We start from the raw sequence: 22,393 nt of genomic DNA on the forward strand, positions 1-22,393 counted from the left end.
AATCCGGACTAAACCGGCAGCTTGCGAGCGTAAAAGAACCGGCAGGGATGTTGCACTTTCTGCTTACCCTCCCGGGCTTGCGGCCCCTGCATTCCTCGCCAGAATCGAAGGTTTCCATATTCCCATTTTTCACGCCTTTCCCTTTCCTCATGCAGCTCCGCTCGTTCCAAGGTCTCGTCCCCACCCCTGAAAAAGCCGCCGATGTCGCCGCCGTGCCCTATGACGTGGTAAACCGCGCCGAATCCAAGGCCCTGGCCGCCGGCAACCCGGTGAACCTGCTCCACGTGGACCGCGCCGAAATCGACCTCCCGGACAGCGTGGGCGACTACGACCCGCAGGTCTACCAGAAGGCCCTAGAGAATTTCAAGAAGCTCCAGAGTGATGGCGTGCTCGTCCGCGAAGCAGGCCCCTGCATGTATCTCTACCGCCAGGTCATGGGTGACCACGCCCAGACCGGTCTCGTCGCGGTCTGCCACATCGAGGACTACGAGAAGGACATCATCCGCAAGCACGAGAAGACCCGCAAGGTGAAGGAGGACGACCGCACCAAGCTGGTGGATACCCTCAGCGCGAACACCGGCCCCATCTTCCTGACCTACCGTGACCAGGCGCAGATCTCCGCGCTGACGAAGGAACACGAGAAGGAAGACAAGCCCATCTACGATATCACCGCTCCCGATGGTATCCGTCACATGGTATGGCGCCTGCCGGTGGAGACCTGCGAGGAACTCACCAAGCTTTTCGACAAGAAGGTGCCCCTCTCCTACGTGGCCGATGGCCACCACCGCAGCGCCAGCGCCGCCCGCGTGGGCAAGGAGCGCCGTGAACAGAATCCCAATCACACGGGCCAGGAGGACTACAACTGGTTCCTCAGCGTCCTCTTCCCCGCCAGCGAGCTGAAGATCCTCCCCTACAACCGCGCGGTGAAGGATCTCAACGGCCACACCCTGGAAGGGTTCCTCCACGTGGTGGGCGCGATCTTCTCCATGGATCCGAATGGGAAGAAAGTCCCTGACCATCCTGGCCAGGCCTGCATGTACTACGGCGGCGTGTGGCATACCCTCGACTGGAAGCCCCTTGAGAAAGCCTCTCCCGTGGAAACACTCGACGTGAGCATCCTGCAGAGCCGTCTCCTCGCTCCGGTGCTGGGCATTGATGATCCCCGCACCAGCGAGAAGATCGACTTCATCGGCGGCATCCGCGGCACGGCAGAACTGGAGAAGCTGGTGGACAGCGGCTCGCACAAGGTCGCCTTCAGCATGTATCCCACCACAGTGGACCAGCTCATGGCCATCGCGGACGCAGGTGAAATCATGCCTCCGAAGAGCACGTGGTTCGAGCCGAAGCTCCGCTCCGGTCTCTTCATCCACACGCTGGATTGATGCGGCGCTCGCCCGCGCCTGCATGAATAAGTAAATTGAGATGAGCTCCGCCGATCTGCCCCTCCTGCCCTCCGTGCACCGCCTCGTGGCGATCACGGCGCAGGATGGCACGCCCCGTGCGGCAGGCGCCCGCGCTCCCCGGTGATGTTACGCGTCGCTGCCATCGGCTTTGCCATTATCGTGCTGTACGACTCCGACGTGCAGCCCACGATCAACTGGCCGGTGGTGATTCCCATGCTGGTGGCGTATCTCGCGCTGCTCGGCGTGGCTGCCTGCCTCTCCGCGCTGGAGATGTCCCTCTTCGCATTGCGGGAGAGAGGTGTGGCATCCCTGCCCAAGTCCATGCCGACCGAGAAGGAGTACCTCCGTGAGATCCTGCGCGATCCCACCGCTCTGTTGCCGGAGGTGCTGCTGCTCGGCTGCCTGACAAACCTCGTGCTCGCCACCATCTGCCTCTGGTTCGCCATCGAGCCGCTGCAGCAGCTTGGTTGGAATCCCTGGATCAGCGCCCCGATTCTTCTCGGCGCGAGCCTTGTCGCGGCAGAGCTGGTGCCAAATGCGCTCGCCATCCGCTCTCCGGAAAAGGTCCTCATTCGCACCCTGCCATGGTTCCGTGCCATCCGCTGGATCCTGGTGCCACTGTGCGCCCCGCTTCGCATCTGGACGGAATGCGCGGTCCGCTTCTTCACCCCGAAGAAGATGAAGGTCCGGCAGAATCTCGATGCGGAAGAAATCGTCACGCTCATCGAGATGCGTCAGGAGCAGGACGCCATCACCAGCGATGAGGCCATCCTGATGAAATCCATGGTGGGCCTGCATGAACTCGCGGCCAAGGATGCCATGACCCCGCGCGTGGACCTTCCTCTCATGCCGCATGATGCCGAGGATGAGGAAGCCGCGAACATGCTTGAGACCACGCGGCATCAGTTCGTCGCGGTCTTTGATGCGAAGCGTGATGCCATCGCCTACGTGGTGCCGGTTCAGAAGTGGAAGCTCACGGGCCGTCCCCATTGGAGCACGCTGACAGAGGTGCCGGAGTTTGTGCCCGAGTCCCTTTCCCTGCTCGAGGCCATGCGCGAGCACTTGAAGGACGAAACCACGGCCGTGGTGGTGGTGGATGAATATGGCGGGTTCGAAGGCCTGCTCACTCGGGCGAATGTGGTGGAGCAAATCCTCGCCAAGGTCGCCCCTGCACCCACGTCCTCGGCCGGTCTGCAATCCATCGGCCCGGATCGTTATCTCGTTTCCGGCACCACACGCCTGGATGAACTGGAGCGTGAGCTGGAACTGGAGTTCCATGCGGAAGGTGTGGATACCATCGGCGGTCTCGTGCTCAATGCCTTTGGCTATCCGCCCAAGCCAGGTGAGCACATCACCGTGGCTGGCGTGCACATCAAGGTGAAGCGCACCGCCCGCGCACGCATCCAACAACTCGAGCTTCATGTGCTCGAAACCAGTGGAGAGGAGGAGGCCGAGTCGCCGTGATCTGGATCCTCCTGCCATTCTGCCTCATCCTTGCATTCATCCTTTCCGGAATGGAGAGCGCGTTGCTCACCGTGAGCCGCGTGCGTGCCCGCCATGCGGCGGATGAAGGCGACAAGCTCGCCGCGCAGCTCGCCGGCTTGCTGGAGAAGCGCAATGAAATCCTCCACACCGTCACCGTGCTGAATCGCGCCATGGGCCTCGGTGCCTTTGCGATGGTCGCCGTGGGACTAGTACACCTGCTGGGACCCTGGGGCTGGGCAGCCGCACTTCTTCTCGCCCTGCCCGTGTTCCTCATTGGACTCGAACTGGTGCCGAAGGTCCTCTTCCGCCGTTACCCCTTCCGCCTGCTGCGCAGCTTCGCGCCCATGCTGTGCTTCATCCACCGCGCCTCCGCGCCGACACTCTGGCTCGCGCGCATCCTCACACCGAAGCAACTCACCTCACCCTCGCATGTGGACAGCGTGGGCCTGTCTTCCCTGGCCAAGACCGTCGCGGGCCTCGGCGTGCTGCCCGAGCAATCCTGCAAGCTGCTTCACGGCCTCGCGGAGTTTCATCCCATGCAGGCTCGCGATGTGATGACGCATCTCAAGAAACTCAGCGCCCTGCCTCCGGATCTACCTCTCACCAGCGTCATGGCTCTCACCAAGGAAGTCCCCCTTCTCTGGCGTGCCGTGATGACTACGGATGGCACCCTGAAAGGCTGGCTGGACATGACGGCCCTGCCCGCAACGCCTTCACGCGATCGCCTCGTACGTCAGTTCATGCGTCCCCTGCTGCAGATTCGCGAGACCGATTCCGCCCTGCGCTGCCTGCAAGCTCTTCGCAAACGCGGCGAACCCGTCGCTGCCGTGCTCAATGGCTCTGGCGAAACCGTGGGCGTAGTCACCCAGAAGGGACTCGTACAAGCCCTGCTCAAGCAGAACGGTCACAGCAGTACGAAGTAGTGGTGGTCCACCGCCACCTCAGCTCAGCTCCCCTGCCACGCCTTCCAGAACGCTTCCGTCTGCAGCATATCCGGTCGCACTTCCCACACGGCGGCACCTTCATCCGCATCATCGCGCAATTGATCCGGCACTGTAATCAGCCGGTAGTCCATGCCCCACATGCGGGCCCACGGTTCAAAGCTCAAGCCATGCGGATTCTCCATCACCCGCCGCGTGCCTTCATCCGCTTCCTTGAGCCAGCCCACGCGCGAGAAGATCTTTCCTCCGCCATTGTTGATCACCACCAGCCGCCGCTTACCCGCCTTCAACTGTGGCAGGATCCACGGCCCCCCCAAGTCATACACGGCACTGAGGTCTCCCACAATGAGCCATGACTCCTGCGACTGCGCGGAAAGCCCCAGCCAGGTGGACACCAGACCATCGATGCCATTGGCGCCGCGGTTCGCGAAGAACGCCGCGCCCGCCGGCGGAGATTCCGACGCGAGATTCCACTCACGAATGGGCAGACTGTTCCCCAACATGATCATGCTGCCCTCACCCATGGCGCGGGAGAGATGTCCCATCCATGCTGGCTCGGACAAAGGGTTTGCCTTTAACACCTGCTCCAGACGTTCCGGGTCGGCGATCACCGGCATCGCCGAAGCGACCATCGGCACATGAAAGTCCGGATGCCGCAGCACCTCCCACGGACACGTCACCACACCTTGTGTTCTGGAAAGCCCTCGGAAGGGAGCGCGTGAAATGTTCAGCACGGGAATGTTCTCGCGTTCATCGAGGTCACGCCACCATCTCCACGAAGGCACACTTCCCAAGCGCACCACCCGCTTCGCTTCAAACGCACGCATCACGGCCTCACCGCCGGTCAGAAGCTGGGACTTCAACGCCTCATCACCGAGCAGGTTCGACGTTGCCTCGGCGATCACCGGCACGCCGACCTTCAAAAGAAACTGCCGTGCCGCCGGGACATCCGCGGGATGCAATCCGCCCACCATCGCCAGCATGGGCCCTTTCGCACTCCAGAACTTGCTGGCGCCCACCTTGTCCCATTCGGGCGCAGGATGCGGCGTCGGCTTTCTCGGTGGTGGCTCGCGATGCTCCGCCTCGAAGCAAGCAAAGCCCTCCTCCAGGCAGATGTTGAAATGCTGGGGACCATTGCCTCCAGTAGCCCGTCCCACCGTGGCGTGATACTCCCCGTCGCGGTATTCCATCTCCACGTCGCGCACCACGTAGTTTCCAAAGAAGCCCATCTGCTCCACCGCCTGCGGCGCACCGCTGCCGCGATAACGCGAAGGACGATCCGCCGTCACAGCGATGAGCGGCATCGCCTGGTAGTGCGCCTCCATGATGGCGGGAAAAAGCTCTGCCACCGCCGTGCCCGATGTCGTGACCACCGCCACCGGTCGGCGCGAATGCATCACGCGACCCAGCGCAAAGAATGCCGCACTGCGCTCCTCTACGAAATGGTACACCACCGAACGGCGCGCGAGCAGCAGGTGCAGGAGCTGGGCATTGCGGGCGCCCGCAGCCACACAGAACTCACGCACCCCCATGACATCCAGTTCGTTGAGCAATGCAGAAATCAATTCCACATTCCGCGTCACCGCGGTGTGCCCGGGAGAACTGTTGGAGTCCGCCATATTTTTTCAGAGCCCAAAAAGTTTCGCCACGGATTCGCGCTTGAGCCGCAGCTCACGCCACTCGTGGTCAAAGGCACTGCCACCCACGATGCCACACCCACTGGGCAGAAATATCGTTTCCTCATTCCACGCGAGGCCACGGATGCTCACCACGCAGTGGAAAACATCATCCACTTTCAGACCAAACGGCGCGCCGAAGAACGCGGGTGTCTTGAGCAGCCGGCGATACTCCGCCAGCTTCTCGCGCCCCGACTCATCACGCGGCAGGCAACCCACTGCGGGAGTCGGGTGCAGCCTGGCCACGAGTTCATTCATGTCCGCCGAGTCCCGAAGCTGCACAGAAATGTCCGTGCGGAAATGCGTGAGTCCGGCGGGATGGCTCACCCCACGCACCCCTCGTGTCACTTCTCCAAATTCCTTGAGCGCTTCCTCGATAAATCCGGCCACCAGTTCGTGCTCCTCGATCTCTTTCACATCCGCCGCGAAACTCTCCTCGCGATTCGGCTTGGCCGTACCCGCCAGCGCCATGGTGTGCAGCGTACCACCTTCGATCTGCATGAGCAGCTCCGGTGTGGCTCCAAGGAAACCCTGCTCCCCCTGCACACGCGCATAGCCCCACAGCCCAGCCGGAGCTTCCAGCACGCGGCGCAGCAGCAGGCGGGGATCACCGGATTGCAATTCGCCCTCCTCAGTGAGCACCGGCACCAGCTTGCGCAGCTTGTGCGCGAGCACATCCTTGCGGATGCGGCGGAAAGCCATCTTGAACCACTCCGTGGCCGGCTTCTGCCAGCGCACCACGGGCGAGGCAGCGGCATTCAGTTCATCGTTTTGAGAAAGGGCAACCCACAGCTCGTCTCCTGATTTCACCGGAGTCAAGCGCGCCGGAACCTTCCAGGGGTTTGCATCAGACAGCGTGAAGTCATTCACATAGAACGCAGTACCACCCGGAGGGACCGCTGCTTCCGCAAACGGCCCCTCTCCCACCCATGCCCGTCCGTCGGGGAGCCTGAAAAGCGCGAGGTCCATCATGTATCAAATTTGGACCGGCACCTTGGCGCGGGATGCGTCAATGTGCAACGCATGGCTGATGTGGCTGAAAGGGAGCAGGATGGGCATTTTTTTCGGATTGTCGCAGCCTTCACAATTTGCTAGATAGATAGCATGCCATCCGCCCCTGTGGAACTCCGGTCGCTGCTCCGGCTGCTGGATGATGATACGCCCGTCGTCCGCGAAGCGGTGCGGCTGAAGCTGGCTGCCATTCGGCACGAGCTTCCAGAGCACTTCCTCGCATTGGGCGAGCCCCTGGATGAGGAGCGTCAGCGCCTCATCAGCGAAATCCTCGCCCCTGTCTGCCGCGAGGAGCTGGAGTCCTCCTGGATGTCCTGGAAGTGGCTCTCCTCTCCCGATGCCCAGTTGGAGGAGGCCCTTGGCCAAATCTCCGCGTTTCTCAGCGGCTGGCAGACGAAGGCCGAGGAACTGCCCCGCCAGCTTGACGCCGTCGCAGAGCGCGCCATGCGCGAAGGTGGCACCTACGACCCGCATCGCCTCGCCGATTTCCTTTTCGGCGGTCGTGGCGATGACGCCCGCCTGCGCGGCAATACCAAGGACTACTACGCCGCCCACAACAGCAACCTCCTCTGGGTGCTGGCCAATGGTCAAGGCAACCCGATTTCCCTGAGCTGTATCTACATCCTGGTAGGCCACCGTCTCGGGATGCGCATCGAGGGCTGCAACTTCCCCGGTCACTTCCTCGCCCGGGTGCACCACGAGAGCAAGGTCTGGCTGGTCGACTGCTTCAATCGCGGCCGCTTCATGCTCTCCGAGGACGTCGCCAAGCACCACCCCGCCGCCAATCCCTCCATGGAAGACGTGGTCCGCGACCCCGCCCCCGTGGAAGCCATCATCGCCCGCGTCTTACGCAACCTGGACGAGGCCTTCGAACGCGAAAGCAACCTCCCCCAGCGCCACGTCATCCGCCGGCTGATGCTGAAGTTGATGGAGGCGTGATGCGGCTTCCCTTTCGAGTCGCGAACATCCTCAGCAGATGTGCGCGCCTTGGGTATTCACATACACGGAGTAGATCGACTGGCTCGCCGTGATGAAGAGGCGATTCCGGCGTGGGCCACCGAAGCAGAGGTTGCTGCCGGTTTCGGGAAGACGGATTTGACCGATGGGACTTCCGCCCGGCGAAAACACAAAGACCCCATCATACTTTTGGCCTACCCAGCCGGAGCTCGCCCAGACATTGCCATCGACGTCGCAGCGCACGCCGTCTGAACCTCCCTTGCCGTTAGTAAAGTTATTCGACATCACATCCAGAAAGAAAGAGCGGAAATCGTAAGCCTGTCTTGCTTTCTCCATGGCGAGTTCCTTATCGCGAAGTTCCTGTGGCCATGTGTCACGCGAGGGAGCGACAGGAGGTCTCGGTCCGCCCGTCCCACCAGGCAAAGGTGCAGGTGGCGGCCGCAACCGCGCAGATGCCTCACGATACGCTTCTTCCGCTTTACTGCTGGCTTCACGCAGAGCCGAGGTCTCCTTTTCAACGTTTAGATTCATCACCGCAAACACCTTCCGGTTCGCCAGCTTCTTCCCATCCACCACGTCATACACGAGGATGTTCTTCGGCGCGCCGGTGTCCACGAGATAGAGCTTCTTGTAGTCGGGTGAGAAGCACAGGCCATTCGGCTTCTCCACTTCATCCGTCACCTTCTCAATCTTCCCGGCGGGATCGATGCGATATACGGCTTCCTTCAGCTCAAGCTCACCCTTGAAACCCTCGTAGTTCCCCATGCTGCCATAGCCGGGATCGGTGAACCAGATGCCGCCATCGGGATGCACCACCGCATCGTTGGGCGCGTTCAGGGGCTTGCCGTCAAACTTGTCCGCCAGCACGGTGATCTTGCCATCACGATCATAACGTGCAACGCGACGTGTTCCATGCTCGCAGGAGATCTGGCGGCCTTCAAAATCAAAGGTATTGCCGTTGCTGTAGTTCGAGGGATTGCGAAATGTGCTCACGTGGCCATCTTCATTGAGCCAGCGCCTCTGCACGTTGTTGGGAATGTCGCTCCACAGGAAAAAGTTTCCATGAGTGCTCCAGGCCGGACCCTCTGCCCACAGGCTGCCCGTGTGCAGCCGTTGAATCGGCGCATTCCCCTGGATGTATTTTCCGAAGGAAGGATCCATCGCAATCACATCTGGATCCGGATACCGCGACGGCTGGGCATTCGGACCATAGTCACGCCCCAAAACGGCTCCGGCAGCAGCAGTGGCAAACGTGGTGAGGAAAGCGCGGCGGGTGTTCATACTTGGGAAGCGTATTGGAACTGAGTTTTTCGAAAGGAAGGATGACGAAATAGACGTGGCCAGGCAATGGGTATTCGATGAATAAGCGCTCCATAATCGGACAACTCCGCACTACGGACTCCGCACTACGGACTTTCTCAATTCACCACATTCCTCGCCGCCTGTCCAAGCAGCACACGGCGCACATTCTCGCTCCCCTTCACGCGCATGTCACGCAGCCCCTCTTCCGTGTAGAAGGCAGAGTGCGGATTGAGAATCAGCCGGTCGTGCGCGGGATGATGCGGATCCCGCCAGGCCTGGAGCAACGGATCACTATCAGACGGCGGCTCCTTCTCCAGCACATCCAGTGCCGCGCCGGCGAGATGCCCATCTTCAATCGAGCGCAGGATGGCCATGGGATCCGTGACCGCACCACGCGCTGAGTTAATGACATACGCACCCTGCGGCAGGAGCTTGAGCGTCTCATCATTCACCATCAGACGTGTCTCCGGAGTCAGCGGGCAGTGCAGGGACAGCACATACGATTTGGCAAACAACTCCTCAATCGACTCCGCACGACGCACCCCGAGTGACTTGTCCTTTCCATCCTGTGCATACGGATCATAGAACCACACGTCCATGCCCAGCGCCTTCGCGCGCAGGGCCGCCGCAGTGCCGATACGACCCAGTCCCACGATGCCAAACACACGCCCACGCAGGCGGTGCAGCGGTACCATGGGTGAATAGTGCCAGGGCCCCACATTGCGCTGTAGGCGCGAGTTCATCAAATGCACCCCGCGCGTGAGCGTCATCATCATGGCGATCGCCGTGTCCGCCACGTCCTCGGTGCCGTAGTCGGGAATGTTCGCCACCGGAATGCCACGCGTGCGGGCGAAGGCGTGATCCACATTGTCCACGCCCACCCCGCAGCGGATGATCAGCTTGCAGTTCTTCAGGTTCTGGATGACCCGCGAGGTCACATTGAACTGGTGATACATCATGATGGCATCAGCATCCTCGATGCGGCCAATCAATTCGTCCTCACACAGCGCATCCAGCGCAATGACCTCCGCGAGATCTCCCAGGATGCGGCGCTCCTCGTCGAGGGGCTCGGTGACGAAATCGGTGATGATGACTTTGGCGGGCATGGCCGATTGTTATTGTTGTAGGAATGCGGCCTCTTGTTCAAGACTGTTCGCCACTCAATACAAGAGCCCTCGCTGAAAGCAAAAGCGCCAGCGACGTCATCAACACCAGGGAGAGGATGACAAAGGCATTAAGAATCACGGTCAGGGCGGCAAGCGTGACACTTCTCCACCGTGCCCATGACTTCCAGCGAGTCTCAAGGAGGACCATGACCAAAACCGCGAGGCCGACCAAAATGGATGAATTTCCGAAGGCGAACCTCGAAAAAGAAATGATGAACTCAAGCGCGGCGCTCACGGACCGCCCTTCGGCTTGAGGACCGAAGTCCCTCCAAAGTTTCTCCACTTTTGGAAACAGTACCGTCATGGAAAACGCCCACGCAAGCAGGGTCGGAACCAGGGCTACCATTACCAGTGTGTAAATCTTCCATGCGGGTTTGGGCGACATCGCCGCCATGCTGATATCAATTGCCCAATTTCATCAAGGAAAAACCAGCGCCAGGTCGTGGAGAGCAAGCCAAATCCGCCGCCATTTAGCGGACACTTTAAAAGGCCCGCGCAAGCGAAAATCGCCCCCCTGCACCCTTTTGCTTGCCGCTTCCGGCCCACCCGCTATGCCATGGGATCCTCATCTTTCCCCGAAAATCCCGACACTGCATCTCTGCACGCTGACCATCCATGAATCTGAAACACGTTGAGACGATCGCCCGTGAACTGAACGTCAAACCCCTGCAGGTCACCGCGACTGCCAAGCTGATTGCCGAAGGGGGCACTGTTCCGTTCATCGCGCGCTATCGCAAGGAGGCCACCGGCATGCTGGATGAAGTGGCCATCACCGGCATCCGCGACGGCATGCTTCGCCTCGCCCAGCTCGACGAGCGCCGTGAGGCCATCGTGAAGTCGCTCGACGAGCGCAAGCTCATGACCGATGCCCTGCGCGCGAAGATCGAAGGCGCCACTACCGTGGCCGTGCTGGAAGACCTTTTCGCCCCCTTCCGCCCGAAGCGCCGCACCCGCGCTACCATCGGCAAGGAAAAGGGCCTGGAGCCCCTGGCCGACTGGCTGGAGCAGAACCAGACCACCGGCTCCGCCGACCCGGCCACCGAGGCTGCGAACTACATCAAGACTGATGTAGAAGATGAACTGAAGGTGAACACGGCCGTCGAAGCCCTCGCAGGCGCCCGCGACATCATTGCAGAACGCGTGAGCGACTCCGCCGAAGCCCGCGCTGCCATCCGCCGCCTCATCACTGATCAAGGCACCGTGGTGAGCAAGGTCATGTTCGGCAAGGAAGAGGACAAGGAAGCCGCCAAGTTCCGCGACTACTTCGACTGGAGCGAACCGCTCAAGAGCATTCCCTCCCACCGCATGCTGGCCATCCGCCGAGGTGAAAAGGAAGGATTCCTCATCATGCGAGTCACCGCTCCTGAAGGCGACGCCATTCGTCTGCTCGAACCCTTCTTCGTGAAGGGCAACACCGCGTGCAGCAAGCAGGTGAGCGAAGCGGTGCTGGATGGCTACAAGCGCCTTCTCTCTCCCTCCATGGAGACGGAAGCCCGTCTTGAGTCCAAGAAGAAAGCGGATGCTGAAGCCGTGAAGGTCTTCGCGGACAATCTGCGCGAACTCCTCCTCGCTGCGCCGCTCGGACAGAAGCGCGTGATGGGCGTGGACCCCGGCTTCCGCACCGGTTGCAAGATCGTGTGCCTCGATGCCCAGGGCAAGCTGCTGCACAACGACGTCATGTACCTCCTCGGCGAAGGCAACGGCCTCATCGCCGCGAAGGTGCTGGTGACAAATCTCGTGCAGCGCTTCAACATCGAAGCCATCGCCGTGGGCAATGGTACCGCCAGCCGCGAGACAGAAATGTTCCTTGGCAAGATTGGCCTGCCCAAGCACATCCAGATTCTCATGGTGAATGAGAGCGGCGCCTCCATCTACTCTGCCAGTGATGTAGCACGCGAAGAATTCCCCGATCACGACGTGACCGTGCGCGGCTCTGTCTCCATCGCCCGTCGTCTCATGGACCCGCTCGCGGAGCTTGTGAAGCTCGATCCGAAGTCCATCGGCGTGGGCCAGTACCAGCACGATGTCGATCAGACACTTCTCAAGGACGGACTGGATGACGTGGTGATGAGCAGCGTGAACGCCGTGGGCGTGGAAGTGAATACCGCCTCCAAGCAACTCCTCTCCTACGTATCCGGCCTGAACTCGCTGCTGGCCGCGAACATCGTGGCCTTCCGCAATGAAAACGGCCCCTTCAAGTCGCGCGACGAACTCAAGAAGGTGCCTCGCCTCGGCGACAAGGCCTTCGAACAGGCGGCCGGCTTCCTGCGCATCCGCGGCGCGGAAAATCCTCTCGATACCAGCGCCGTGCACCCTGAGCGCTACGATGTGGTGAACCGCATGGCGCGCGACCTCTCCTGCGATGTGAGCGATCTGCTCACCAAGGAGGAACTGCGCAAAAAGATCGATGCACGCAAGTACGTGAGCGAGGAAGTCGGTCTGCCCACGCTGCAGGACATCCTCAACGAACTCGCCAAACCCGGTCGTGACCCCCGCAAACAGTTTGAGGTCTTCAAGTTCCAAGAAGGCGTGGAGAAGCCCGAGCATCTCACCGTGGGCATGAAGCTCCCTGGCATCGTGACGAACGTGACTGCCTTCGGCGCCTTCGTGGACATCGGTGTGCACCAGGACGGCCTCGTGCACGTCAGCCAGCTTGCAGACCATTTCATCAAGGACGCCAGCGAAGCGGTGAAAGTGCAGCAGAAGGTGCAGGTCACCGTGATTGAAGTGGATCTCGAGCGCAAACGCATCGCCCTCTCCATGAAGTCGAACCCCGACTTCGACCGCAGCAAGAAGGGCGGCTCGGGTGGTGGTGGCGGAGGCGGCGGTGGTGGCCAGGGCGGCGGACGTCCCGGCCAGGGTGGTGGCGGCGGCAATCGCAGCTTCCAGAGCAGCGGCAGCGGTTCCCGTGGCGGCAGCTCCGGCGGCGGTATGGGCGGCATGGGTGGCGGCGACTGGTTCTCCGCAGCCGTGCAGAAGGGCAAGAAGTAGTCCGCGAGCTGAATGTAGAAGGCTTCTCCAGAAGCCTTTCAGTGAAGGGCCGCACCTGCACAGGCGCGGCCTTTTTCATGCCTGCCTCCTATGAAACAAGGCCCCCTGGAGAGGCCTTCTACTTTGGTGTTGTGCCGATGCGAGCGCCGTCTAGCGTGGGGTCTCCATGATCATCTACAAGACCCACGCTGGACCGGTGCTCGAGCTCGATGGAAAGTGCTTCATCATCGATGTCCCGAACTGGGATGAGCTCCTGAACAAGGAGGACCTACCCGGCTGGCTCCAGCATCAGGCCTCCAAGGGCATTGTAACGGATGGCGTTGCACACCAGGATCTGCACCCTCCCATAGGCACCCAGGAGGTGTGGGCCAGTGGCGTCACCTATTACCGCAGCAAGACCGCGCGCATGGAAGAATCCAAGGACGCCGGAGGCGCCACCTTCTATGACAAGGTGTATGAAGCCGACCGCCCCGAGATCTTCTTCAAGGCCACGCCTCAGCGAGTCGTGGGACCGCATGGCATTCTGCATCGCCGCAAGGACTCCAAGTGGATTGTGCCCGAACCGGAACTTACCCTGGTCATCAACAAGACGGGAAAAATCGTCGGCTACACGTGCGGCAACGACCTGAGCTGCCGCGACATCGAGGGCGAGAACCCGCTCTATCTCCCTCAGGCCAAGGTCTTCAAGAACTGCGCCGCCCTGGGACCCGGCATCCTGATTGCTGAGAAGCCCCTGGCGGACAGCACCTCCATCGCGTGTGACATCATCCGTGACTGTGAAAAGGTCTTCTCCAGCGAAACCACGCTCGCGCAGATGAAGCGCGACCTGGAGGAGCTCGTCGGCTGGCTCTTCAAGGAGGAATCCTTCCCCGTGGGCTGCTTCATGATGACCGGCACTGGCATTGTGCCGCCCGATGACTTCTGCCTGCAGACCAACGATGAAGTACGCATCCGCATCGACGGCATCGGCGAGTTGGTGAACCGGATGGACTAGAAGCTCGCCACTCGGGCTGCCAGAGGCGGGTGTTCCTTCAACGTTCTGCCTCCCAGCCTGTCCAATCCCTGCCGCTGCCGCAGCCTTTACATTCTATTTGTTTGGCATCTCCCGTGCTGGAGGTACAAAGTCCCCTCTCCCGCAACGGTTCTTCCTCACCCATGTCATCAGAAAACCGGCGCACCTTTCTCAAGAGATTCAGGTACTTCTACGCCCCCGCTCTGCTGGCCGGAGCAGGCTCATATGGTTATGGCGCCACGCTGGAGAGGCATCGGCTGAGGATTGACCATCATGACTTGAAGCTCGCGCTGGGACCACGGGCGCCTCGCAGCTTCCGCGCGGTATCGCTCACCGACTTCCATTTTGATCCGCTGTACGAGGAGGATTTCGTCCTCGAATGTGTGCTCCGGGCCAATGCGCTGAAGCCCGACATCGTGCTGCTTACGGGAGACTACATCTCCAACACCAGCACCCGCATCAATGATTTCGCGCGGATCATCGGTGGATTGGAAGCTTCCACCGGCGTTTACGCCTGCCTCGGAAATCATGACCACTGGGACAACCGCACCCGGGTCGCCGGTGCCCTGAACCACCAGCATATTTCCGTCCTACAAAATCAGCACACACGCATTTCATGCAAAGGCGGTGAGTTGGTGATCGCAGGCCTGCAAAGCGCCTGGGCAGGAAAACCCGACTGGCACAACACGGCGGCCGGCCTTCGCAAAGATGACCGTGCGATTGCCTTGATGCATGAGCCGGATTTCGCAGACACTCTCTCCATCGATCCGCGTATCGCCTTTCAACTTTCAGGCCACACGCACGGCGGCCAGGTGCGTATACCCGGCTGGGGCGCGCTCATCCTGCCGAGCTGGGGCAAGCGCTACCAGGCTGGCTTCTACGACGTGGGCCCAAGGAAGGCTCTCAAGCTCTACGTAAATCGCGGCATTGGCACCATCGAGCACCACGTGCGCGTCTTCTGCCCGCCGGAGATTGCCTGCTTTGATGTGGTGAATACGGACGCGGTGTAAGGCCAATTCAGGGACGCAGCGGCGTCTTGAATGAGCAGCCGTAAAGACCAAGGGATTTGATCGAGAGTTGTTCGCCGTGATGAGACGTCGGCAACCACATGAAACGGTCATCATGGCGATTGCTTCCCAAGGAGGGGCGACTTCAGTCGCCCGCTTATCGCGCTTCCTGCGCGATACAGCGGCGGCTAAAGCCGCCGCTCCTTGGGCCCACCACCGAACCAGAGGCAGCACCCGTCACCGTCCCTTCTCATCCAGCCCGCGTCCAATCTTGTAGAGCACGAATTCAACGTGCGGGCGATTTGCTTCGGGTGCGCCAGGCGCGAGCATCTTGAAATGCTCCTGGATGGTGCGGAGTTGGGCAAGGGCCACACTCTGCGCCGCCGGCAGATGCCCGCGACCCTGCACCATGCCGAGCAAGCGATCCACATAGTCGAGCTGCAGGTTCTGCCGCTGGGTGGAGATGACACTCTTTTCGCCCTCGCCAAGGATGATCGCGGAGGTGAGATCGCGCATCACCTCGTGCAGCGGGTACTTGTTTCCATACAGCGCGCTGTCGAGAATGCGGTTCTGCGTATTCACGTGCATGAGGTGGTCCAGCAGACCGCGTTGGATCTTCAGTGAGCGCTCGTGAAGTTTGGGATCTTCACCCTCACTACGGAAGTCGAACCCACGGCGCTGCTGCTGCATGTGAGCAACAAGCACTTCAGGGGCCGTCCATGAATCCGCGGCGAAGGCATACTTCGCCAGGGTCTGCATCGCAGCACGCTGCTTCTCCACCTCCACGGGACGCAGAGGTTGCGGCGCATGCTGCTTCACCTGCCCCACGAAAGGACGCTCCACGTACACACCACCCACATAGCGGGAGATGGCCGTGAGCGCATTCCCCGCGTCTGAGGTGAGGGAGACGTACGCATTCGTCAGCTCCTGCCAGCTGGTGCCTTCCTTGGGATACTCTTCCAGCAGCTTGCCCGTGGCCTGTTTCACCATCTCACACCGCTTCGCGCCGTAGGCAATCGGGTCGCTGCTCATGTCAAAGATCATGGCGCGTGGATCAATAGCCTTGCCCGCACCGCGCATGTCATCCGCATCGTTGGCAAAGGCGAGCTGCGGCTCGTGCGACCGTCCGGCAATGACTGCCAGCCTTTCCTTCTCAGCCACGGCATCCGGAAGCGCCACACTGTAGCCATACTCGATGGCCCAGTGATCATACGGCCCCGGATCCGTGATGTAGTACTGCCCCTGATGCGCCTTGTCCGGCCCGAGGTTCAGCGGCATGTAGTCCATCACCGAGCCGCTGAGCGCCGACTTCTGCGTCAGTTCCCGCTTCTGCAAATCGTCCGGGCTGAGCATGCCGCTCGCGCGGAAGTTGTGGTTCAGCCCAAGGGTATGCCCCAGTTCATGCAGGATGAGTTGCGTGAGGCTCTCCTTCACCAGTTCGTCGAAATCGATCTGATCCGCCTTGCGCAGGCGCATCATGTTCGTGCCGAACATCATTCCCTGCTGTGTGAGATTTCCAGCCATGCAGGCGTGTTCATCGGCGCCACCTCCCTGTGTTGCATCCATGCCCACGATGCCCACTTCGCTCCACAGACGGCGGGCGAAGAGGCGGTTCTTCACAAAGCTGAACTCCAGCATCACGTCCGAGCCGAGAATCTGACCCGTACGCGGATTCACAAAGCTCGGTCCATACCCACCGAAGGGCGGCTTCGGCGAGGACGTCCAGCGCAGTACGTTGTAGTCGATGTCATCCGCATCCCAGTTTGCATCATCCGGCTGTTCCTTGATGACGACTGCATTCTTGAACCCAATCTTCTCAAACGACTGGTTCCACTTCAGACCAGCTTCCATGATGATGGGTCGGAATTCACGCGGCGTGGTATTTTCAATCCACCACACGATCGGCTCCACCGGCTCGCTCAGCGGCGCATTCGGATCCTTCTTCACCAGATGCCAGCGGTGAATGAAGTCGCGCCAGGGCGTGGCCTCCGTGGAGGTCTGGTCCGTAAGCTGGGTCATGAAATAGCCCACACGCGCATCATCGAAGCGCGGTTGGTAGTCATTCTCCGGCATCGCGATGAGCGTATGCTGCACCTTCACGCTCACGTAGCGCGGATCCGTCACGTCCTGCGCGGACTTCTCATCGTCATCCTGTCTCGGCGGCGAGGGATTCTCATATACGTACTCCACGACGAAGAGCGTATTCCGTGAGAAGGACTTCGTGCGGACGAACTTCGTCTTGTTTTCCGAGAGCTTGCCGAGCAGGGACTTGCCATCTTCCTTGCCGCTCGGCTTCACCTGGCGCAGCGTCTCGCGCAGGAAGAGATTGCCCGCATTGATGAGGATGCCCTCCTCATTCTCCGCCACGATGGGTTCCATGGCCAGCACCGCATCGCTCACATTGGCACGTGCCGCGCGGGCCAGCGGATGCTCAGGATCGAAGTAGTACGCGGTGTTGCGCGCAACGAACTCCATCTTCTCATAGTTCCGGTGGATGGTGAACACCGTCTCATCGCCAAACTGCCCACGGTTTCTGCCCGCGCCCACCACGCCATCCACGGTGTGGGAAAAGTAGATGAATTCCTTATCGAGCTGTTGCTTCTTCACGAAGAGGAAGACCGTGCCGTTCTCCTTGTCGCGGTACACACGGAAGAGACCCTTGTCGTCTTCGCAGTTCTTGGTGACCTCTTCGAGCGTCTTCTTCTTCGGAGGCTCCGGATTCGCCGGCACAGGTTTGGGTTGTGCAGCGATGTCCTTGGTCTTCGCCTTATTTTCCGCCTCGGGCTTACGTGCACCGGGAGGAGTGGGCGGGGCAGGAGTGCCGGGTGCAGGAGCAGGTTGCTGGGGCTTTGCTGCCTCTGCAACAGGCTTGGCCGGGGCCGGAGCTGGCTTGGCGGCAGAAGGGGCAGGGGCAGGAGCCGTGGTGGCAGGCTTGGGGGCATTGCTGTCCGCCGTCTTCTTCTCAGTCGTCGCGGCGGGCGCAGGATCCTTTGGCTTGTTGGCCGGGGTCGTGGCAGGCACTGGGTCAGGCTTCTGCGGCGCGGGAGCCGCTGGAGCGGGTGCAGGGGCTGGAGCCGCGTTTTGCCCACTCAGGGCAACCACGGTAGCCACCGTGACCAGCATGGCCACGAGATAGGAGGGGAGCGCGTTCATGTGTGATGTAACGTTCGCAGGGTAAGATAGTTGAAACGGGCATCCTGCACCATTCCTTAGGTCTCAGGAGGACTCTCCCGTTCAATACGCAAAGTCTCGCTGCGTTTTCCCAAAATGAATTCCCGTACTTATCCCTCACGCTATCTGTAGCTTACGGACTGGAACTTTGCGCTCAGCCATGCCCCTGCCTTTACCTCCACTTCCTACGACGTCGAGCAAGCGTCATCTCGTTGTCCCAGCGAAAGCTATATCCTTCCAAGTGCTGCTGTTCCTGTGGTTGCTTGTGAGCATCACCATTTCCATTCCGATAGCCGCGCAGGAGGAACTCAAGACCCACCCACCCGAGTTCGTCTCCAGTGTGCCCATCTGCTTCTGGGAACCTCCCTCAGGACCCTACATCGTGAGGAAAACGGAATTTCACGGCTCCGTTCACATGAAAGATCCGCAACTCACCAAGCAGGTCCATGGAGACTACATGACGCTGTACGATCCCATCTGTGCCTTCGTCATCGCTACAGGGACCGATGAATTGCAGTGCGTGCCACCATTGAAATTCGTCACCACACCTCTGGTGGATGCCAAACCGGCCCCCGACGGCATGCTGAACTATGTCAATGCTGGCAGCGGCCACGACCGGCCGATCATGCGCAGGAAGTTCACTGCGGCTCTTTTTACGAATTTCGATCTGGTCGATCTTTTCAGCGTCGAATCGACACCTCACCAGTATGAAATCATCAACAACATTGACTGCACCGGGACGCTGATCCTGCCTTTCAGCGGTGTGGACCTCAAGCGCATCCAGCGGCTGCCACCCAGAATCAGACGCCTCGTGATCTACAATTCAGAGATTGGGAAGGCCCTGGAAGACCACGTGCGGTCCATGCCAGAACTTGAAGAATTGGTCCTCTGGGGATGCCGCCACACCGATGATGTCTTTTATTCTGGGCCAGTCGATGAGAAATCTCGGAGACCGCCAGATTTTAATCAGAAGCTCTTTCCCGACCTTTGTTCCAAGATCAAGGTGCTCATAGCCATCAATTGTTCCGAGTCTCTTCACCAGTGCCTGGGATGGCACTCCTGGCCGCAACTGGAGCGATTGGATTCCACGCGAGATTTCTTCCAGCGCCGCGGATGGGATTCCATGGCCAAGTTCGGTAGATTCACGGAGATCGGGTATCAGAAACCAGAGTATCCCAAACTGAAAGCCTTCAACTACTACGTGATGGAGAGGTTGTTCAACAATTGGGGTGGCCTCGACAATTGGGCTTATATGACCGAGTCAACATGCCAGGTCCTGGGCATGTCACCTTCCATGATGAGGACCTACGTGGTGAAGACGAGCGGAAGGAAGTGATGCTCCAACGTAGAAGGCTTCTCCAGAAGCCTTTGTGAGCCTGCGTCACCCACGAGGTGAGAGCCCCAGAGACACCCCGCCACACTCCTGAGGAGAAAGTTCCTCAAGAGTGTGCAATGCAATGAAAGGCTTCTGGAGAAGCCTTCTACATTACTGTCGGGCTCAGCCCACCAATTCCTTCACCTTCGCCAGCGCATCACCGATCTTCGAGGCATCCTTGCCCGCGCCACGCGCGAAGTCCGGACGACCGCCGCCCTTGCCGCCGACAATCGGGGCAATGGTCTGGATGATCTTGCCGGCCTGGATGGCCTTCGCGTGCTCGGGTGAGACAGAAGCCACGAGAGCCACCTGATCGCCCGCAGCGCCCACGAGCGTCACCACGCCCTGGAAGCGGCCCTTGAGCGCTTCGGCCAGGCCCTGGAGTTCGTCACCCGTGCCCGCCACCTGCGCAGCAATCAGCGGCACGCCGGAGGCGCCGGTGGTCACCTTGCTCAGCAGCTCGTTCGCAGCCGCAGCCGCTTGCTTCTGCTGCAACGCCTTGAGTTGCTTCTCGAGGTCCTTCTGCTGCGAAAGCAGACCATCAATGCGCTTCTCCAGGTCCGCAAGCGGTGTTCCCAGCGTTTGAGCGAGCGCGGCGATGCGCAAGCTGTCCTCCAACGCTTGTTCATAGGCGGTGAGTCCCGCGATGGCCTCAATACGGCGCTGACCTGCAGACACCGCGCTTTCACTGAGGATGCGGAAAAGACCAATTTCACCCGTGGCACGTGTGTGAGTGCCACCGCAGAGTTCCATGCTGTAGCCATTCAGCGCACGCGGCTGGCCGCCGATCTGAACGACGCGGACAGTATCGCCATACTTGTCGCCGAAGAACTGCATGATGTCCGGACGCGCCTTGATCTCGCTGTACGGCACCTCCTGCCAGGAAACGTGGGAGTTCTCCACGATGCGCTCATTCACCAACTTCTCCACATCACGCACCTGCTGGGGCGTGAGCGCAGCGTTGTTGAAGTCAAACGTGAGCTTATCAGGCCCCACGAAGGAACCCTTTTGCGTTGCCTCCTTGGAGACCACTTCATGCAGCGCCCAGTGCAACAAGTGCGTCACCGTATGATGACGCTCGATGGCATTGCGACGGTCCGCGTTCACTTCAAGCTCTACCTTGGATCCTTTTGCGGGAGCTTCATCTCCGTCCACGAAGTGCAGCCAGGTGTTGCCAGACTTCTGGGTATTCGTCACGCGCCAGGAGTCCGCGCCATGGATGAGCACGGCGCTGTCGCCCACTTGACCACCCATTTCCGCATAGGCAGTGCTGTGATCCAACACCACTGCGGTCTTGTCCTTCATGGATACCACTTCCAACACCGTGGCAGGCGTGGTGAGCTTGTCGTAGCCGATGAACTTCGTGGGCTCCTTGGTTTCGATCTCACTGAGCGCAATGACCTGCCTCACTTGAGCGCCTTGAGAGCGCTTCCTCTGCTCTTCCATGAGAACTTCGAATCCCGCGATGTCGACTTTCAGGCCACGCTCGCGGGCCATCAGTTCGGTCAGGTCCAACGGAAATCCCTGTTCATCATACAACTTGAAGGCAAACGCCCCCGTGATGGTCTTCGCTTCCTCCACCTCAGCTTCGAAAAGCGCAATACCCTTGTCCAGCGTGCGATTGAAGGATTCCTCTTCCGTCTTCAGCACGGACTTCACATGCTCCTTCCGCGCGCGAATCTCGGGAAACACATCTCCCATGTTCTGGGCGAGCACGTCGACAAGCTTGTAGAAGAAAGGCTCCTTGAAGCCGAGAGTACGGCCATAACGCACCGCGCGGCGCAGGATGCGACGCAGCACGTAATTGCGATTCGTGTTACCAGGCTGAATGCCATCCGCAATCGCGAAGCTCAGGGTGCGGATGTGGTCCGCAATCACGCGGAAGGCCACGTCTTCCTTCTCCTGCTCGGTGTCACCGGTCGAGCCGCTCTTCGGCAGCGTGCTGCCATACTTCTTGCCGCTCAGCTTTTCGATCTCGTCGAAGATGGGGCGGAAGACATCGGTCTCGTAGTTGCTGATCTTCGCGTTCTTGAAGTCCGCAAAATTCTTCGTGCCCTGGATGATGGACGCAAGGCGCTCAAAGCCCATGCCGGTATCCACGTGCTGCGCGGGCAGCGGGGTGAAGGTACCATCGGGATTGGCGTTAAACTGGATGAACACGTTGTTCCAGATCTCAATGCACTCGGGCACGCCGGCATTCACCAGCTTCGCGCCACGCTTCTCGAGTTCCTCGGTACGGTCTTCCGGAGTGAGGTCGATGTGGATTTCGCTGCACGGGCCGCAGGGGCCGGTCTCACCCATCATCCAGAAGTTGTCCTTCTTGTTCCCGTTTACGATGTGGATGTCGGGGTCCAGACCCACGCCACGGAACTTCTCCGCCCAGAGGTCCCACGCCTCCTGGTCGCGCTCGGAGGGGTCGCCAGGGTCAGGCTGATAGATGCTCGCGTACACACGCTGCGGCGGGAACTTGAAACGCTCCACGATGAGTTCCCAGGACCACGCAATCGCCTCCTTCTTGAAGTAGTCGCCGAAGGACCAGTTCCCCAGCATCTCAAAGAAGGTGTGGTGGTAGGTATCCAGACCCACGTCATCCAGGTCATTGTGCTTGCCGCCGGCGCGAATGCACTTCTGCGTATCCGCCGCGCGGCCCGGCTTGTAGGGGCATTCGATCTGGCCCAGGAAGATCGGCACGAACTGGTTCATCCCCGCGTTCGTGAAGAGCAGGTTCGGCGAATCCGGCATCAGGCTGGAGGAGGGCACGATGGTATGCTGCTTCTCCTTGAAGAAATCGAGGAAGGCTTGGCGGATTTGCGCGGAGGTCATGAGCGTGTTGTCTGGGCTGGGAAAAGGGCGCGCAGACTAGCGCGGGATCGCCTCGCGTCATAGGAAAATGTGG

The 22,393-nt window shown here is 60.4% G+C and carries 15 protein-coding genes; 8 read left to right on the forward strand and 7 right to left on the reverse strand.

Translation table 11 applies throughout. The annotated features are described in order from the left end of the window. The first annotated feature begins 149 nt into the window (after window positions 1-149). The 3 genes from G5S37_RS23830 (at window position 150) to G5S37_RS23840 (ending at window position 3,811) form a co-directional block, all read left to right on the forward strand. Complete coding sequence (locus G5S37_RS23830) at window positions 150-1,382, forward strand: DUF1015 family protein (protein ID WP_165207353.1); 1,233 nt, start codon at window positions 150-152, stop codon at window positions 1,380-1,382. A 144-nt stretch (window positions 1,383-1,526) separates the two neighbouring features. Beyond that, window positions 1,527-2,867, forward strand: coding sequence for a CNNM domain-containing protein (locus tag G5S37_RS23835; RefSeq protein WP_165207354.1), 1,341 nt, complete (start codon window positions 1,527-1,529; stop codon window positions 2,865-2,867). Then, the gene (locus tag G5S37_RS23840) at window positions 2,864-3,811 is read left to right on the forward strand and encodes a CNNM domain-containing protein (RefSeq protein WP_165207355.1); all 948 of its coding nucleotides are present in this window, start codon (window positions 2,864-2,866) and stop codon (window positions 3,809-3,811) included. Before G5S37_RS23835 ends, G5S37_RS23840 begins: the two co-directional genes overlap by 4 nt. Before the next feature lie 23 nt (window positions 3,812-3,834). Here the strand turns inward: G5S37_RS23840 and menD are convergent, their stop codons facing one another. Beyond that, on the reverse strand, window positions 3,835-5,448 hold the full coding sequence (menD, locus tag G5S37_RS23845; protein WP_165207356.1) for a 2-succinyl-5-enolpyruvyl-6-hydroxy-3-cyclohexene-1-carboxylic-acid synthase: 1,614 nt from the start codon (window positions 5,446-5,448) through the stop codon (window positions 3,835-3,837). 6 nt (window positions 5,449-5,454) lie between these two features. After that, a complete protein-coding gene (locus G5S37_RS23850; RefSeq protein ID WP_165207357.1) occupies window positions 5,455-6,477 on the reverse strand; it encodes a chorismate-binding protein in 1,023 nt (340 codons plus the stop codon). A gap of 132 nt (window positions 6,478-6,609) precedes the next feature. On the opposite strand from G5S37_RS23850, the gene G5S37_RS23855 reads away from it, so the two are divergent. Next, window positions 6,610-7,455 carry a transglutaminase-like domain-containing protein gene (locus G5S37_RS23855; RefSeq protein WP_165207358.1) on the forward strand — a complete coding sequence of 282 codons (846 nt, stop codon included), beginning with the start codon at window positions 6,610-6,612 and terminating at the stop codon, window positions 7,453-7,455. A 30-nt stretch (window positions 7,456-7,485) separates the two neighbouring features. Here G5S37_RS23855 and G5S37_RS32595 read toward each other — a convergent pair whose 3' ends face one another. The 3 genes from G5S37_RS32595 to G5S37_RS23870 all read right to left on the reverse strand — a co-directional run bounded on the left by G5S37_RS32595 (window position 7,486) and on the right by G5S37_RS23870 (window position 10,326). Next, complete coding sequence (locus tag G5S37_RS32595; protein ID WP_240914702.1) at window positions 7,486-8,754, reverse strand: SMP-30/gluconolactonase/LRE family protein; 1,269 nt, start codon at window positions 8,752-8,754, stop codon at window positions 7,486-7,488. Between the two features lie 137 nt (window positions 8,755-8,891). Continuing rightward, window positions 8,892-9,881: a C-terminal binding protein gene (locus tag G5S37_RS23865; protein ID WP_165207359.1), complete on the reverse strand. Its 990-nt coding sequence runs from the start codon at window positions 9,879-9,881 to the stop codon at window positions 8,892-8,894. A gap of 37 nt (window positions 9,882-9,918) precedes the next feature. Then, window positions 9,919-10,326 carry a hypothetical protein gene (locus tag G5S37_RS23870; RefSeq protein ID WP_165207360.1) on the reverse strand — a complete coding sequence of 136 codons (408 nt, stop codon included), beginning with the start codon at window positions 10,324-10,326 and terminating at the stop codon, window positions 9,919-9,921. Window positions 10,327-10,556: 230 nt separating this feature from the next. On the opposite strand from G5S37_RS23870, the gene G5S37_RS23875 reads away from it, so the two are divergent. The 3 genes from G5S37_RS23875 to G5S37_RS23885 all read left to right on the forward strand — a co-directional run bounded on the left by G5S37_RS23875 (window position 10,557) and on the right by G5S37_RS23885 (window position 14,954). Then, window positions 10,557-12,932, forward strand: coding sequence for a Tex family protein (locus tag G5S37_RS23875; protein ID WP_165207361.1), 2,376 nt, complete (start codon window positions 10,557-10,559; stop codon window positions 12,930-12,932). Between the two features lie 166 nt (window positions 12,933-13,098). Beyond that, complete coding sequence (locus G5S37_RS23880) at window positions 13,099-13,926, forward strand: fumarylacetoacetate hydrolase family protein (protein WP_165207362.1); 828 nt, start codon at window positions 13,099-13,101, stop codon at window positions 13,924-13,926. A 161-nt stretch (window positions 13,927-14,087) separates the two neighbouring features. Further along, window positions 14,088-14,954 carry a metallophosphoesterase gene (locus G5S37_RS23885; protein WP_165207363.1) on the forward strand — a complete coding sequence of 289 codons (867 nt, stop codon included), beginning with the start codon at window positions 14,088-14,090 and terminating at the stop codon, window positions 14,952-14,954. A 234-nt stretch (window positions 14,955-15,188) separates the two neighbouring features. On the opposite strand, the gene G5S37_RS23890 is transcribed toward G5S37_RS23885, so the two are convergent. Next, window positions 15,189-18,104 (reverse strand): zinc-dependent metalloprotease, encoded by a 2,916-nt coding sequence (locus G5S37_RS23890; RefSeq protein ID WP_165207364.1) that lies wholly within the window; start codon window positions 18,102-18,104, stop codon window positions 15,189-15,191. Window positions 18,105-18,282: 178 nt separating this feature from the next. Between G5S37_RS23890 and G5S37_RS23895 the strand changes: the two genes are divergently transcribed. Next, window positions 18,283-19,458: a hypothetical protein gene (locus G5S37_RS23895; protein WP_165207365.1), complete on the forward strand. Its 1,176-nt coding sequence runs from the start codon at window positions 18,283-18,285 to the stop codon at window positions 19,456-19,458. A gap of 162 nt (window positions 19,459-19,620) precedes the next feature. Here G5S37_RS23895 and alaS read toward each other — a convergent pair whose 3' ends face one another. Further along, window positions 19,621-22,320, reverse strand: a complete 2,700-nt coding sequence (gene alaS / locus G5S37_RS23900; RefSeq protein WP_165207366.1) for an alanine--tRNA ligase — start codon at window positions 22,318-22,320, stop codon at window positions 19,621-19,623. Between the last annotated feature and the right edge of the window lie 73 nt (window positions 22,321-22,393).

The organism is Roseimicrobium sp. ORNL1, assembly GCF_011044495.1.
In the GTDB taxonomy this organism is placed as follows: domain Bacteria; phylum Verrucomicrobiota; class Verrucomicrobiia; order Verrucomicrobiales; family Verrucomicrobiaceae; genus Roseimicrobium.

Bases quoted from the DNA above. Each gene is read 5' to 3' on its own strand.
- G5S37_RS23830 (WP_165207353.1), top strand. From the start codon at position 150: ATGCAGCTCCGCTCGTTCCAAGGTCTCGTCCCCACCCCTGAAAAAGCC.
- G5S37_RS23835 (WP_165207354.1), top strand. From the start codon at position 1,527: ATGTTACGCGTCGCTGCCATCGGCTTTGCCATTATCGTGCTGTACGAC.
- menD (WP_165207356.1), bottom strand. From the start codon at position 5,448: ATGGCGGACTCCAACAGTTCTCCCGGGCACACCGCGGTGACGCGGAAT.
- G5S37_RS23850 (WP_165207357.1), bottom strand. From the start codon at position 6,477: ATGATGGACCTCGCGCTTTTCAGGCTCCCCGACGGACGGGCATGGGTG.
- G5S37_RS23855 (WP_165207358.1), top strand. From the start codon at position 6,610: ATGCCATCCGCCCCTGTGGAACTCCGGTCGCTGCTCCGGCTGCTGGAT.
- G5S37_RS32595 (WP_240914702.1), bottom strand. From the start codon at position 8,754: ATGAACACCCGCCGCGCTTTCCTCACCACGTTTGCCACTGCTGCTGCC.
- G5S37_RS23865 (WP_165207359.1), bottom strand. From the start codon at position 9,881: ATGCCCGCCAAAGTCATCATCACCGATTTCGTCACCGAGCCCCTCGAC.
- G5S37_RS23870 (WP_165207360.1), bottom strand. From the start codon at position 10,326: ATGTCGCCCAAACCCGCATGGAAGATTTACACACTGGTAATGGTAGCC.
- G5S37_RS23875 (WP_165207361.1), top strand. From the start codon at position 10,557: ATGAATCTGAAACACGTTGAGACGATCGCCCGTGAACTGAACGTCAAA.
- G5S37_RS23880 (WP_165207362.1), top strand. From the start codon at position 13,099: ATGATCATCTACAAGACCCACGCTGGACCGGTGCTCGAGCTCGATGGA.
- G5S37_RS23885 (WP_165207363.1), top strand. From the start codon at position 14,088: ATGTCATCAGAAAACCGGCGCACCTTTCTCAAGAGATTCAGGTACTTC.
- G5S37_RS23890 (WP_165207364.1), bottom strand. From the start codon at position 18,104: ATGAACGCGCTCCCCTCCTATCTCGTGGCCATGCTGGTCACGGTGGCT.
- G5S37_RS23895 (WP_165207365.1), top strand. From the start codon at position 18,283: ATGCCCCTGCCTTTACCTCCACTTCCTACGACGTCGAGCAAGCGTCAT.
- alaS (WP_165207366.1), bottom strand. From the start codon at position 22,320: ATGACCTCCGCGCAAATCCGCCAAGCCTTCCTCGATTTCTTCAAGGAG.